At 73.2% G+C, this 13,851-nt stretch carries 11 protein-coding genes; 10 read left to right on the top strand and 1 reads right to left on the bottom strand.

Going from position 1 to position 13,851, the window contains the following annotated elements:
• Window positions 1–31: 31 nt before the first annotated feature.
• The 8 genes from ACWDEW_RS34830 to ACWDEW_RS34795 are packed head-to-tail and all read left to right on the top strand — an operon-like array spanning window position 32 to window position 9,327.
• On the top strand, window positions 32–1,225 hold the full coding sequence (locus tag ACWDEW_RS34830; RefSeq protein ID WP_450518260.1) for a glycosyltransferase: 1,194 nt from the start codon (window positions 32–34) through the stop codon (window positions 1,223–1,225).
• Entirely contained in the window at window positions 1,222–2,643 is a 1,422-nt protein-coding gene (locus tag ACWDEW_RS34825) for an exopolysaccharide biosynthesis polyprenyl glycosylphosphotransferase (protein ID WP_450518258.1), read from the top strand. The genes ACWDEW_RS34830 and ACWDEW_RS34825 overlap by 4 nt, the downstream gene beginning before the upstream one ends.
• A gap of 3 nt (window positions 2,644–2,646) precedes the next feature.
• The gene (locus ACWDEW_RS34820; RefSeq protein ID WP_450518256.1) at window positions 2,647–3,999 is read left to right on the top strand and encodes an O-antigen ligase family protein; all 1,353 of its coding nucleotides are present in this window, start codon (window positions 2,647–2,649) and stop codon (window positions 3,997–3,999) included.
• Entirely contained in the window at window positions 3,996–5,708 is a 1,713-nt protein-coding gene (murJ, locus tag ACWDEW_RS34815) for a murein biosynthesis integral membrane protein MurJ (RefSeq protein ID WP_450518254.1), read from the top strand. Before ACWDEW_RS34820 ends, murJ begins: the two co-directional genes overlap by 4 nt.
• Complete coding sequence (locus ACWDEW_RS34810) at window positions 5,692–6,450, top strand: polysaccharide deacetylase family protein (protein ID WP_450518253.1); 759 nt, start codon at window positions 5,692–5,694, stop codon at window positions 6,448–6,450. Before murJ ends, ACWDEW_RS34810 begins: the two co-directional genes overlap by 17 nt.
• Complete coding sequence (locus ACWDEW_RS34805) at window positions 6,447–7,598, top strand: glycosyltransferase (protein WP_450518251.1); 1,152 nt, start codon at window positions 6,447–6,449, stop codon at window positions 7,596–7,598. Before ACWDEW_RS34810 ends, ACWDEW_RS34805 begins: the two co-directional genes overlap by 4 nt.
• Window positions 7,595–8,227, top strand: coding sequence for a lipopolysaccharide biosynthesis protein (locus ACWDEW_RS34800; protein WP_450518249.1), 633 nt, complete (start codon window positions 7,595–7,597; stop codon window positions 8,225–8,227). The genes ACWDEW_RS34805 and ACWDEW_RS34800 overlap by 4 nt, the downstream gene beginning before the upstream one ends.
• Window positions 8,224–9,327 (top strand): GNAT family N-acetyltransferase, encoded by a 1,104-nt coding sequence (locus ACWDEW_RS34795; RefSeq protein WP_450518247.1) that lies wholly within the window; start codon window positions 8,224–8,226, stop codon window positions 9,325–9,327. Before ACWDEW_RS34800 ends, ACWDEW_RS34795 begins: the two co-directional genes overlap by 4 nt.
• Before the next feature lie 22 nt (window positions 9,328–9,349).
• Here ACWDEW_RS34795 and ACWDEW_RS34790 read toward each other — a convergent pair whose 3' ends face one another.
• Window positions 9,350–10,678, bottom strand: coding sequence for a glycoside hydrolase family 26 protein (locus ACWDEW_RS34790; RefSeq protein ID WP_450518245.1), 1,329 nt, complete (start codon window positions 10,676–10,678; stop codon window positions 9,350–9,352).
• 153 nt (window positions 10,679–10,831) lie between these two features.
• Here ACWDEW_RS34790 and ACWDEW_RS34785 point away from each other — a divergent pair, with 153 nt between their 5' ends.
• Window positions 10,832–12,139, top strand: a complete 1,308-nt coding sequence (locus ACWDEW_RS34785) for a carboxylate--amine ligase (RefSeq protein WP_450518244.1) — start codon at window positions 10,832–10,834, stop codon at window positions 12,137–12,139.
• On the top strand, window positions 12,139–13,395 hold the full coding sequence (locus tag ACWDEW_RS34780; protein ID WP_450518242.1) for an NAD(P)-binding domain-containing protein: 1,257 nt from the start codon (window positions 12,139–12,141) through the stop codon (window positions 13,393–13,395). Before ACWDEW_RS34785 ends, ACWDEW_RS34780 begins: the two co-directional genes overlap by 1 nt.
• Window positions 13,396–13,851: the final 456 nt, after the last annotated feature.

The following is a 13,851-nucleotide window of genomic DNA, read 5'->3' as shown; positions in this document are numbered from 1 at the left end:
GAGCGCCACCCGTGAGCGAGGAAACCGCGCAATGCACCAGTCAGCAACCGACCCTCGGCCACGGGTCCTGCACCTCGCCCAGCCCGTGGACGGCGGGGTCGCCCGTGTCGTCACGGATCTGACGCGGGCCCAGCTCGCGGTCGGCCTGCACGTCACGGTCGCCTGCCCCGAGAGCGTCCTGGCGGACGGCCTGCGGGCGCTCGGCGCCGACGTACGGCGGTGGGAGGCCACCCGTTCGCCGGGTCCGGCGCTCGTCTCCGAGGTACGGCGGCTCACCCGGGTGGTCGAGGACGTGCGGCCCGATCTGGTGCACGCGCACAGCGCGAAGGCCGGTCTTGCCGGGCGGCTCGCCGTGCGTGGGCGAATCCCGACCGTGTTCCAGCCGCACGCCTGGTCGTTCGAGGCGGTAGGCGGGGTCACCGCCGCGCTCGCCGTCGGCTGGGAGCGGTGGGGCGCCCGGTGGGCGACGCGGACGGTGTGCGTGAGCGAGGCGGAGCGCACGACCGGGCTGCGGGCCGGGGTCCGGAGCCGCTGGAGCGTGATCCCCAACGGCATCGACGCCGAGCGTTTCCACCCGGCCGCCGTGGACACCGTACGGGCCGGGATCGAGCAGCTCGCCGGGGTCGATCCGGCCGCGCCGCTGGTGGTGTGCGTGGGGCGGCTGTGCCGGCAGAAGGGCCAGGACGTCCTGCTGAGGGCGTGGGACGCGGTGCTCCGGCGGGTGCCGAAGGCGCGCCTGGTGCTCGTCGGCGACGGGCCCGACCGGGACGCGCTGCGCCAACTCGCCCCGGAATCCGTGCTGTTCGCGGGTGCCGTCGCCGATGCGGTGCCCTGGTACCAGGCCGCCGACCTGGTCGTCCTGCCCTCGCGCTGGGAGGGCATGGCGCTGGCCCCGCTGGAGGCGATGGCCTGCGGGCGCCCCGTCGTCGTCACCGACGTGGCCGGCGCCCGCGAGAGCCTGCCCCCCGGGCTCGCCCCGCGCTGCCTGGTCCCGGCCGACAACCCGGCTGTGCTGTCCGGGGCGATCGCCGAGCTGCTGCTCGACCCGCTGCTGCGCGAGTCCCTCGGCCACCAGGGACGCCGACACGTCCAGTCCACGCACGACGTGCGGCACAGCGCCGAAGCGGTCGCGGGGGTATACCGCGAACTGCTCGGCGCCCCGGAGGCGAAACAGAAGGACACGTCCGTCGTGCCCACCGAGTGCAGGGAGTCCATCCACTCGTGACTGCGGAAAGCACCGTCCCCTCCCCCGGCGGACAGCCACGGGACCACGGATCCTCGAACGTCTCGGTCATCCCCCGGCGCACCGGCGGCGGTTTCCGGTTCCCGGTCCGCCGCCCGCCGGCGCGCCCGGCCTCACCGCTGCCGCTGCTCGGCGCGGACCTCGCCGCCGCCCTGCTCGGCGCGCTCGCGCTGACCGGCGGCCGGCGCCGGCCGCTCCTGGTGGCGCTGCTGATCGCCGGCTCGATACTGCTGCGCCCGCACCTCCCCCGGGCCGTACCGCGCGTCCTCGACGAACTGCCCGCCGTCTGCGGGCGGATCGCCGTCGCGTGGCTCGCGCTCGGCACCCTCACTGCGGCCTACGACCCCGACCGCGCCCTGTCCGCACGCACCCTGCTGCTGGGCTTCGCCCTCCAGACGGCGGCCGCCTGCGTGGCCCGCGGCGCGGTCCACCTCCGCCACCGCAAGGCCCTGCTCAACCACCCCCGCGCCGCCCTGGTCATCGGCCCGGCGACGACCGCGCAGCGCGTCGCGGCGGCGGTGCTACGGCACCCGGGGTGCGGGATCGAGCCGATCGGCATCGTCGCCGACCACCCGGACGGCACCGAGGGCCTGCCCGTGCTGACCACCGGCGAGGAGGTCGAGCGCGCCCTCATCCAGAACGGCGTACGCGCGGTCCTCACCGTGCATCCCTCCGTACGGTCCGAACGCGGGCCGCTGCTGCGGGCGTTGGCGGAGTCGGGCTGCACGGTCTGGGAGGTGGACGCCGACTCGCCCTCGTACGAGATGCGCGACCAGCTCGCCGGATTCGCCTGCCGGCGGCTGGAGTTGGGCTCCCGCAGGCGCGGCAGCCTCGGCAAGCGGACACTGGACGTGCTGGTGTCCGGGATCCTGCTCCTCCTGGTCAGCCCGCTGCTGCTGGTGTGCGCGACGGTCCTCCGCCTCACCGACGGACCCGGCGTCGTCTTCCGCCAGGAACGCATCGGCAAGGACGGACGCCCCTTCACCCTCCTCAAGTTCCGCACCCACCGCCCGGTCGACGAGCACGAGGCGGCGACCCGCTGGAGTGTCGCGGGCGAACACCAGATGAGCCGCTTCTGCCGCTTCCTGCGCCAGACCTCGCTGGACGAACTGCTCCAGCTCTGGAACGTCTTCCGGGGCGACATGAGCCTGGTCGGCCCCCGCCCCGAACGCCCTTACTTCGTAGCGCAGTTCAGCCAGACCTACCCCGGCTACGCGGCCCGCCACCGGATGCAGACCGGCATCACCGGCCTCGCCCAGATCCACGGGCTGCGCGGCGACACCTCGATCGAGGACCGCTGCCGGTTCGACAACGCGTACATCGACAACTGGTCGCTGTGGCAGGACATCTGCATCCTCGCCCGCACCGCGACCGCGCTCGTACGTCCGACGGGGAGCTGAGCCGTGAACCACCGCCTGCGCACGTTCGCCCCGGTCCTGCCGGTCATCGCCGTGATCGCCCTCCTCGGCCTGCCGCTCGCCCCGGGCGCGGGCGGCGCGGGCCCGGCCGACGCGGTCTCCGGGCTGGTGGTGCTGCACTGCGGGATCCGGCTGCTCCGGGAGCGCAGGCGCCCCCTGACCCCAACTGCCGTGGCGGTCATGGGACTTCCGGTCCTGGGCCTGTCCGTCGCGGCGATGGGCGCGTCCTCGCCTGGGGCGGGGCTGAGCGGCCTGGGCCGCTACCTCCAGATCTTCGTCCTCGTCCCGGCGGCCGTGGTCCTCCTGGTCCGCGACCGGCGCGACTTCCGCCTGCTGGCCTGGTCGTTCGTCTCCCTCGCCCTGTGGCAGGGGGCGATCGGCGTCAAGCAGTACGTCACCGCGACCGGCGCCTCCTACCAGGGCGAGGACATCCGCGCGGTGGGCACCTTCGGACCGACCGACGTGATGGGCATGGCGACGGTCGTGTCCTTCGGCCTGATCTGCGCGCTCGCCCTGGCCCTGGGACTGGGAACGGACCTGGGCCGAAATGACGTACGGCAGCGGGCCGTTGCCGCAGGTTGCGCGTTCGCCCTGTTGCTGCCGCTGGCCCTCTCCTTCAGCCGCGGCGCGTGGATCGCGACCGCCGCGACCTGCGCGCTGCAACTGGCGCTGGCCGGACTGCGCCGCGCCCTGAAGGTGGCCGCGGCGGTCACGGCGGCGGGCGTGGTGCTGGTCGGCGGCTTCGGGGTCGGTTCGGCGATGCTCCAGGAGCGGATCAGCAGCATCACCCAAGTCGCCGACGCGCCCGACCAGTCGGTGACCGACCGCTACACGATGTGGGCGGCGGCCACCGCGATGTGGCGTGAACACCCGCTGACCGGCGTCGGGTTGAAGGGCTTCCCCGAACACCGCGACGGCAACGCCTCATTGGCCCTGTCCTCGGGCAGCGACACCGACGGCGCGGGCGCCGGATTCCTCAAGCAGCCCCTGCTCTCCCCCCACAACATGTACCTCCTGGTCCTCAGCGAACAGGGCCTGATCGGCCTCCTCACCCTGGCCGGCAGCTGGCTGGCCCTCCTGGTCTGCGCCCTCCGCGGCCTCTACCGCACCCACCGCGCCGGACTCCCGGGCCTGGACTGCGCGTTGGTCTCCTCCGGCCTCCTGATCTGGCAGCTGATCGACTTCATGTACGCGGACATCGGCGGCCCGTCGACGGTCCTGACGGCGGTGGTGTTCGGGGTGGCGGCGTGGTGGTCGCTGGTGGGGGCGAACGAGCAGGAGCGACCTACGGCGGCAACTCCGGTGCGAGCAACCGCCGAAGGGGCCATGGCCCAATGACGGTGACGGGAAACGCCGCCAAGGACAGCGCCCCAAAGGGGCGCGGGGAACTGCGCGCCCAGCCCCCACGGCGCAGCACCCAACACCCAACCGAACCACCCCTGATCCCATCCCCCTCACAAGAAAACCCCGCCCCCGAATCCCGCCGCTTTCTCGCCAAAGCCGCCCTCATCACCGCCGCCCTCTCCATCACCGGCTCCCTCCTGGGCCTGGCCAGAGACCAGTCCCTCGCCCGCCTCTTCGGCGCCGGCAGCGAGACCGACGCCTTCCTCGTCGCCTGGACCATCCCCGAGTTCGCCGCCACCCTCCTCATCGAGGACGGCCTCGCGTTCGCCCTGATCCCGGCGTTCAGCATGGCGCTGGCCCGCGGAGCGCAAGGCGCCCCCGGCGACCCGGTCCGCGCCCTGGTGAAGGCCACCCTCCCCCGCCTCACCCTGGCGTTCGTCGCGGTATCGGCCCTGCTCATCGCGACAGCTCCCTACCTGGTCGAAGCCCTGGCCCCCGGCCTCCCCCACCCCGCGCTCGCCGTCAGCTGCACCCGCATCACCGCCACCTGCGTCCTGAGCTTCGGCCTCGCCGGCTACTGCAGCGCGGCGCTCCGCGCCCACCGCCGCTTCGTCGCCCCGGCGGCGATCTACGTGGCGTACAACATCGGCATCATCGCCGGGATGTACGCCTTCGGTGCCCACTGGGGCGTACGGTCGGCGGCGCTCGGCGTGGCCGCGGGCGGCTGCCTGATGGTGGCGACGCAACTGCCCGCACTGGTACGCCAGTTGAGGAGCCACCAGCCGACGACACCGGACGTCGTCGCCGACGACACCACCGAGACCCCCCGCCCGATGAACTTCGCGTTGATGGCGACGGTGCTGCTCTTCGCGCTCTGCCGTCAGTCCCAGGTCCTCATCGAGCGCTTCCTCGCCTCCCACCTCCCGGCCGGCGCCATCTCGCATCTGAACTACGCGCAGAAGGTCGCCCAGATGCCGATGGTGCTGTCGCTGATGCTGTGCACGGTCACCTTCCCGGTGGTCGCGCGGGCGCTCGCCGAGGGCGACACGGAGAAGGCCCGCAACCGGGTGGAGCGGGACCTCGCGCTCGCCGCCTGCCTTGTCCTGCTCGGCGCCGCCACGGTGATCGCCTGTGCCCCGCAGATCATCGAACTCCTCTTCCAGCGGGGCGCGTTCACCGCCCACGACACCGCGGCCACGGCGGGCGTCATGCGCGTGTACGCGCTCGGCCTGCTCGGCCAGACCCTGGTCGGCGTCCTGGTCCGCTCCTACTTCTCCGCGGGCCTCCCGACCTGGTACCCGGTCGGCGCGATGGCCGCCGGCATCGTCGTGACCTCCTGGATCGGCGCCTGGACGGTCGGCCCCTGGGGCGTGATCGGCATCGCCGTCGCCAACGCCACCGGCATCACCGTCACCGCCGTACTCCTGCTGTGCGGCAGCGGCCCGCGCAGCGTCCCGATCCGCACCCGGCAGGTCCTGGTGGAGCTGAGCCGGCCGGTGCGCGCGGCGGCGGTCGCCACGGTCGCCGGGGCGTTCGCCGCCCGCGCGATGCCCGCACCGCTGCCCGGTCTCGCCGTCGGCTGCGCGACCGTCACCGTCGTCTTCGTCCTGCTCGGCCGGGCCCTGGGCGCCCAGGGCTTCGCACCCGCACTGGAATCCGTCCGCTCCGTCACACGAAGGCTCATCCATGGCCGCTCCCGCTGATTCCCCGACCACCGGCAGTCGCGTCACGGGCCCGGTCCCGTGGGTGGCGATGTACCACTCCGTGGGCGACTGCTCCGACGACCCCTACCGGATCACGGTCACGCCCGACCGCCTGGACCGGCAGCTGCGCTGGCTGAGCCGGCGCGGGCTGCGGGGTGTGTCCATGGCCGAGCTGCTCGCCGCCCGCGCCCGGGGCGAGGGCCACGGTCTGGTGGGGCTGACCTTCGACGACGGCTACGCCGACTTCGTCGACAACGCCCTTCCCGTGCTGGCCCGTTGGGACTGCGGCGCCACCCTCTTCGTGCTGCCCGGCAGGCTCGGCGGCGACAACGCCTGGGACCCACTGGGCCCGCGCCGGCCGCTCCTCACCGCGGACGGCATCCGCCAGGCCGCCGCCGAGGGCGTGGAGATCGGCTCGCACGGCCTGACCCACGTCGACCTGGCCAATGCGGACGACGCCACTCTGAAGGCCGAGGTCGCCGAAAGCCGTTCCGTACTAGCCGAGTTGACCGGCACGACCGTCGACGGCTTCTGCTACCCGTACGGCACGATCGACGCGCGCGCCGTGGCCGCCGTACAGGAAGCCGGTTACACCTACGCCTGCGCGATCGATCCGGGCGACCTCAACGGCGTCCACGCACTCCCCCGCGTGCACATCGGCCAGAACGACACCGCCGTCCGCCTCTTCCTCAAGTACCGGCTGCACGGCCTGCGCCGCCGCCCGGTGGAGGGGCTCGCATGAAGGCCCTGCACATCATCACCGGGCTCGGCATCGGCGGCGCCGAGCAGCAACTCCGCCTGCTGCTGCGCCACTTGCCGGTCGACTGCGATGTCGTGACGCTCACCAACCCGGGCGCGGTCGCCGACGGTCTCACGGCCGACGGGGTGCGCGTCCACCACCTCGGCATGACCGGCAACCGCGACCTGGCCGCCCTCCCCCGCCTGGTCAAAATCATCCGCACCGGCGGCTACGACCTCGTCCACACCCACCTCTACCGCGCCTGCGTCTACGGCCGGCTCGCCGCCCGGATCGCGGGCGTGAAGGCGGTCGTCGCCACCGAACACTCCCTGGGCGACTCGCAGATGGAGGGCCGCAGCCTCAACTCCGGGGTCCGCGCCCTGTATCTCGCCAGCGAACGCCTGGGCCGCTCCACGGTCGCCGTCTCCCCCACGGTCGCCGAACGCCTCAAGCAGTGGGGTGTGCCGGGCCCGCGCATCGAGGTCGTCCCCAACGGCATCGACCTGCCCCGCTTCCGCTTCGACCCGGTCCAGCGACTGCGCACCCGCCAGCGCCTCGGCCTGCCCGAGGGCGCGTACGTCGTCGGCGGCATCGGCCGGCTCGCGGCCGGCAAACGCTTCGACGTCCTGATCCGCACCCTGACCCAACTCCCCTCCGACTACTGGCTGTTGCTGGTCGGCGGCGGCCCCGAGGAGAACCTCCTGCGCCGCACCGCCCACGACTGCGGAGTGGCCGACCGGGTGCTGTTCACCGGCGAACGCCCCTACGTCCCGGACGGCACCCCGGGCCCCGACCTGCCCTCCCTCACCGCGGCGATGGACCTGCTGGCCTCGCCGTCCCCCGAGGAGGCCTTCGGCCTGGCCGTCGTAGAGGGTCTGGCGTCCGGGCTGCCCGTGCTCTACGCCTCCTGCCCCGCCGTAGAGGACCTCCCGCCGCAGGCCGCCGCGGGAGCACACCGGGTCCAGGGCGGGCCCGAGGTCTTCGCCCGCGCGCTGGCGGCGGCCCGCGCGCGGGGCCCGCGCCCGCGCACGGCGCCGGACGCCGCCCACCACTACTGCATCACCCGCAGCGCCGCCCAACTCATGGACGTGTACGCGGCGGTCTCCACCTCGTCGCCGACCCCCGCACCCCAGGGAGCCAGTTCCTCATGACCGAGATCCGACAGCACCGCCCGCTCGCCCGCGCGAAGACCCTCCCCGCCTGGTCCCTCCTCGCGGCCGGCGCCGTGACCGGCGGACTCCTCGGCGCCGGCTACGGCCTCGCCAAGCCGCCGACGTACACGGCCACCAGCTACGTCATCGCCGTACCGACGGACAAGGCCGACTCCTCCACCGCGCTCGGCTTCGCGCAGGCCTACGGCCGGGTCGCCACGCAACTCGCGGTGCTGGGGGACGCGCAGGTGTGGGCGGGCGTCCCGGTGAAGACGCTCCAGTCGAGCGTGCAGACGGCGACCTCGCCGGACGCGCCGATGGTCGCCGTCACGGCCACCTCCTCGCGCGCGGACCTCGCCGCCGACATGGCCAACGCCGTGTCCCGCTCACTGACCGCGCACGCGAACGACGCCAAGGCCTCCACCCACGTCGAACTCCAGACCTTCGCCCGCGCCATCAAGCCGGCCGCGCCCTCCTCGCCCTCGGCCGCGGTGACCGGCCTGGTCGGCGCGAGCGCGGGCGGCCTCCTCGGCGGCCTGCTGCTCCTGGTCCGGCCGCGCCGCACCACCGACGAGACCGGCCGCCCGGCCTCCGTGCCCAGCCCGGCCACCGCGGCCGACGTCCTGTGACACCGGTGTACTCGACCGAACTCGTCACCGACGCCCAGGCCTTCGCCGAACTGGCCCCGGCCTGGGGCCGGTTGTACCGGAAGTGCGGCGCGGCGACCCCGTTCCAGTCCCACGCCTGGCTGCACTCCTGGTGGCTGTCGTACGGCCGAACGGGCCGACTGCGCCTGCTCGTTGTGCGCGAGGGCCGCGAACTCGTCGCCGCCGCGCCCCTGATGCTCGTCCGCCGTCCGGTCCCCTCGCTGGTCCCGCTCGGCGGCGCGATCTCCGACTACGGCGACGTCCTGCTGGACGACGACCACGGCGACCCGGCGGTAGCCGCGCTCACCGAGGGCCTCGCGTCCGCCGCCCGCACCGCGCTGATCGACTTCCGCGAGGTGCGGCCCGGCGGCGCGGTCGAGCACGTCTACGACCACTGGCGCGGCCCGCGCCGCCGCGTCCACGACTCGCTCTGCCTGGAGCTGCCCGCCGTACCGATGGACGAACTGGTCGCCCGACTCCCCTCCTCCAAGGCCCAGCGCGTCCGCGCCAAACTCCGCAAGCTGACGGCATTGGGCGTCGAGCGCGCCGTCGTACAGCCGGACGGGGTGGACTCGGCGCTGCGGCGGCTACTGGAGCTGCATCAACTCCAGTGGCAGGGGCGGAAGGTGACGTCCGAGCATCTGCAGACCCGGTTCTGCGAACACCTGGTCCGCTCGGTCGGGCCGATGGTCCGCTCCGGGGACGCCGTCGTCACCGAGTTCCGGCTCGACGAGGACGTGGTCGCCGTAGATCTGACGCTGTTGTCGCGGCGGCTCGCGGGCGGGTATCTCTACGGCGCGCATCCGCGGCTGCGGGAGCGGAAGGCGGACGTCGCGGTGATGCTGCTCGACGCGTGCGCCGAGCACACCGGGACCGACGGGCCCGGCACGCTCAGTCTGCTGCGGGGCAACGAGCCGTACAAGCACCACTGGCGGCCCGAACCGGTCGTCAACCAGCGGCTGTTGCTGGCCCGGAAGCGCACTGCCCCGCTGATGGCGGCGGTCGTCTGCGACGTGGCCGCGCGCCGGCGGGGCAAGGCGTTACTGCGGAAGTGGAGGGAGCGCGGTGGCGACGGACCGTGAGCGGCCCGCCGCCACCTCTGGTTCAGCGGTCGCGCTGCCACCAGTCGAACTTCACGCACAGCTTCCCGCCGAGCCAGTACTCGACCCAGTCGCCGAGTTCCACGGGCGAGCAGTTGGCCGGGTGCGCCGGGGTGGGAGGCGTGGTCGGCTTGGGCGGCTCCGGCGTGACCGGGGGCGTGGGAGTCGTGGGTGTCGTAGGCGTGGTGGGTGTGGTCGGGGTCGGCTCCTCGGTGCGGCCGAACAGGACCGAGCGGTAGACCTTGGACGACTTCGGGTTCTGGGAGCACTGCCACACACCGTGCGGGCAGTAGTCGGTCACCGTGTTGTACAGCGGCTTGTGCTCGTCCATCCAGGCGAGCATGCGCTTCATGTACTCCGCGTTGTCGCCATTGCGGAAGAGTCCCCATTCAGGATAGGAAATGGGCTTGCCGTGGGATTTGGCGAAGTCCACGTGTTCCTGGAGTCCGTAGGGCTCTTTCACCTGCTCGTCGAACGTCAGCCCGGAAGGCTGGTCGTACGAATCCATTCCGACGATGTCGACCGTGTCGTCCCCCGGATAGCACTGCGTCCAGGGAACGGCGTCCCGGCCGCGGCTCGGAGTGAAGTCGAACCGGAATTTCTGGCCCGGCACAGAGCGCATCGTGGTGACGATCCTGTTCCAGTACTTCTTCCAGGCCTCCGGGTCCGGCCCGCAGCGAGAGGTGTACGTGGTGCCGTTCATCTCCCAGCCGAGCACGATCACCGTGTCCGGCACCTTCAGATCGACCAGCCGTTCGGCCAGGGCCCTGAAGTGCTGATCGAACTGACCGGCCGCGCCCAGCTGGAGCAGCCGCCGGACCTGCCAGTCGGAGACACCGTCCTCGTTGCGCTCCTGCATCGGCACGTTGAGGACGAGCATCCGGTCCGTCTTCTCCGTCCGCCAGTCCGCCCATACGTCGAGGAGGCCGGGGGCGCCCTCGATGTCGCTCCAGTGGTTGCCGGGCAGGTAGGTGTGGCCGACGCGCAGTTCGGCACCGCCCAGCCAGCTGCTCAGGGCGGCCATCCGGGCCACACCGCGGGCACCGGAGTCGAGGAAGGCGCCGAAGGCCGGAGTCTCCTTCGGCACGGGCGTCTTCACCGGTGCGACGACGGCGGGGGTCGTCGGTGCGGTGACCGCGGGTGCGGTCGTCGTAGGCGTGGTCGGCACGGTGCTCGTGGGCGCGGTGGTCACAGGAGCAGGCGGATCGGTGGCCCGCGCCACCTCCGCTCCCGCCGCGAACCCGGGACCCGACGCGAAAACCGCCGACGCGGCGACCGTGGCCGCGACGAAGGCCAGCCGGGCGGTCCGGGACCGTCGTTGCTGTGGGGCCATGCCTGCTCCTCTCTCCACTCTCGTACTCCGTTCCGACTTTGCTTTTCCTTCTACTGACACTCAGTCATATGAATATGAATTACGCCACCGCCGTTACGGCTTCCGAGTTCCTCCATCGCCCGCACGGGTGAACCGAACCGAAGGAAACAGTCCGTGTCGCTGCTCGACATCCGTGTCCCCGCAGTCCTGTTGCGGATCGACCGGAATCCCTTTCACCACGGAACGCTGGGGGCCGTGCGTTCGCTCGGCCGGGCGGGAGTGGAGGTGCATGTGGTCGCCGATTCCTCGGGAAGTCCCGTACGCAGCTCCCGCTTTGTCTGCCAGATGCACCCCCCGCCGGCGCCCGGCGCGTCCCTGGGCGAGATCGCCGTCACGCTGCGCCGGGTGGCCGCGCGGATCGCGCGTCCCGCCGTGCTGATCGCGATGGACGACGCGAGCGCCGTCGCCGTCGGCCGGCTGCGTGAGGAACTCGCGCCCTCCTATCTGCTGCCGCAGCAGCCCGGCGCGCTGGCCGAACGGGTCGCCGACAAGGCGGAACTGGCCGCCGTGTGCGCGAGCGCGGACATCCCGCACCCGGTGACGCTGATCCCGGAGAGCCCGGCGCAGGCCGCTAGCGCCGCCTGGCAACTGGGGCTGCCGGTGGTCGCGAAGTGGAGCCGGCCGTGGCTGGTGCCGTGCGGGACCGGGCTGCGCAGCACGGTGGTGGTGCACAGCGCGCAGGAGGCGCGCGAGTTGTTCCTGCGCGCCGAGGAGGCGGGCAGCCAACTGCTGTTGCAGGCGTTCCTGCCGTCCGGGCCCGACCGCGACTGGTTCTTCCACGGCTACGTCGACCGCACCGGCGCCGTGCGCGGCGGCGGGCCGGGCCGCAAGCAGCGGGCCTGGCCGCGCGGGGCCGGCCTGACGGCGGTGGGCCGCTGGACGCCCAACCCGCAGGTGCAGGCGCTCGCCGAACGCCTCACCGCCGAGCTCGGCTACCGCGGCATCTTCGACCTGGACTTCCGCCGCTGCGGCACGAGCGGCCGCTACCACCTGCTCGACTTCAACCCGCGGCCCGGCGCGCAGTTCCGCCTCTTCACCGACAGCGCGGGCCTCGACGTGGTCCGCGCGCAGCACCTGGACCTGACCCACCGTCCGCTGCCGGACGGGTCGCCACGGCCGGGCCGCTCCTTCGTCGTGGAGAACTACGCGCCGCTCAGCGCGCTGCGCCCGGCGCCCGCCGGACGCGAGCTGGCCTGGTACGCGCCGGACGACCGGGCGCCGGGCCGGGCGATGTGGGGCCTGTGGGCGGGGCACGTGCTGCGCAAACTGCGGGGGCGGCTGGGCAGCGAGCCCGCTCCGGCGCGAACGGCGGTGCGGGTGGTCCGGCAGTCGGCCACGAGCCCCCTCGACGAGCCTGCCGAAAAAGCCGAGTTGACCAAGTTGACCGAGTTGTCCGACGACGAGAAAGCGAGCAGTTGCTGATGTACGACCTGCTGGTGGTGGGCGCGGGCCCGTACGGCCTGTCCATCGCGTCCCACGCCGCGGCCGCCGGGCTGAACCTGCGCGTCTTCGGCCGGCCCATGGCGTCCTGGCGCGACCACATGCCCCGGGGCATGTTCCTCAAGTCGGAGCCCTGGGCCTCCAACCTGTCGGACCCGGACGGCCGTTGGCCGCTCGACGCGTACTGCGCGACGCAGGGCGTTCAGGCCCGGCACGGCGAGCCGATCCCGGTCGAGATGTTCGCCTCGTACGGCCTGTGGTTCGCGCGCAACGCCGTGCCCGAGGTGGACGAGCGGACCGTGGAGCGGATCGCCCCGGTTCCCGGCGGCTTCGAGGCGGTGACCGACGACGGCCGGGTGCTGCACGCCCGGACCGTCGCCCTCGCGGTCGGTGTCATGCCGTTCGTCGAAATCCCGTCCGCGCTAAGGGGGTTGAGCCGGTCCCTCGTCTCGCACAGCAGCCACCACAGCACGCTGGACGACTTCCGCGGCAAGGACGTCACGGTGATCGGCGGCGGCCAGGCGGCCCTGGAGACGGCCGCCCTGCTCGCCGAACAGGGCACCCGGGTAAGGGTGTTGGCGCGCGCCGACGAGCTGCACTGGAACGACGTGCCGCCGGCCTGGGAGCGCCCGTGGTGGCAGGAGGCCCGCTCCCCGCACAGCGGCCTGGGCCCCGGCTGGCGCAACTGGTTCTACGCCGAGCGCCCCGACCTCTTCCGCCGCCTTCCGGAGTCGACCCGGGCCAGGATCGCGGCCAACGCCCTTGGTCCGGCGGGTGCCTGGTGGGTACGGGACCGGTTCGAACCGGCGGTGGAGGTGCTCCTCGGCCACGAGGTCGCGGCGGCCGATCTGGTGCCGGGCGGGGTGCGCCTGGAGACGGTGGGCGGGGCTGGCGGGACACGCTCCCTGGAGACCGAACACGTCATCGCGGCAACGGGGTTCAAGGCCACGACCGGCCGACTCGGGCTGCTCTCAAGCGAGTTGAGGGGGTCGCTGGCCACGGTGGGCGACGGTTCCCCCGAGGTCGGCCGGGACTTCGAGTCCTCGCACCCCGGCCTCTTCATGGCGGGCCTGTTGACGGCCTCGGGCTTCGGCCCGGCGATGCGCTTCGTGCACGGCGCGACGTTCACCGCGGGCGCGCTGCTCCGGGGAGTCCGACGCCGGCTGCGCTCGGAGCCGCGCGGCGGGATGATCCCGGCGCCGGGGCGGCGGGGCGCACTGGATTTCGTACGACGGTGACCGCGTAGTGCGGCGCGGGTGTGCCGGGCGGTGACGTCCGGCACCCCGTGCGCCTTACCTACGGGACGCGGCCCGGCCTCGTCGGTAGAGGATCGTGCCACCCGCGATCAACGCGGCACTGACGGCGGAGGTGGCCAGCATGGCCTCACTGCCGGTGTGCGCCAGAACGGGCGGCGGGGTGTGACTCCCACCGTGCGGAGGCGGGGTGTGGTCGCCGCCCGTGGGAGGCGGCGTGTGGTTGCCACCGGTGGGCGGAGGGGTGTGGTTCCCGCCGATCGGAGGCGGGGTGTGGTTCCCACCGGTCGGAGGCGGGGTGTGATTTCCGCCCGTGGGCGGAGGGGTGTGGTGGTCGCCGCCCGTGGGAGGCGGCGTGTGGTGATCCCCGCCCGTGGGCGGAGGGGTGTGGTGGTCGCCACCGGTGGGAGGCGGCGTGTGATGGTCACCGCCGGTGGGCCG

This window comes from Streptomyces sp. NPDC001100, assembly GCF_053598575.1.
The sequence above is the reverse complement of the archived record's forward strand: the minus strand, read 5'-3'. Positions and strand labels throughout refer to the sequence as shown.

Excerpts from the sequence above, each read along its gene's own strand:
- murJ (WP_450518254.1), top strand. The coding sequence starts at position 3,996 with ATGACGGTGACGGGAAACGCCGCCAAGGACAGCGCCCCAAAGGGGCGC.
- ACWDEW_RS34810 (WP_450518253.1), top strand. The coding sequence starts at position 5,692 with ATGGCCGCTCCCGCTGATTCCCCGACCACCGGCAGTCGCGTCACGGGC.
- ACWDEW_RS34805 (WP_450518251.1), top strand. The coding sequence starts at position 6,447 with ATGAAGGCCCTGCACATCATCACCGGGCTCGGCATCGGCGGCGCCGAG.
- ACWDEW_RS34830 (WP_450518260.1), top strand. The coding sequence starts at position 32 with ATGCACCAGTCAGCAACCGACCCTCGGCCACGGGTCCTGCACCTCGCC.
- ACWDEW_RS34800 (WP_450518249.1), top strand. The coding sequence starts at position 7,595 with ATGACCGAGATCCGACAGCACCGCCCGCTCGCCCGCGCGAAGACCCTC.
- ACWDEW_RS34780 (WP_450518242.1), top strand. The coding sequence starts at position 12,139 with ATGTACGACCTGCTGGTGGTGGGCGCGGGCCCGTACGGCCTGTCCATC.
- ACWDEW_RS34790 (WP_450518245.1), bottom strand. The coding sequence starts at position 10,678 with ATGGCCCCACAGCAACGACGGTCCCGGACCGCCCGGCTGGCCTTCGTC.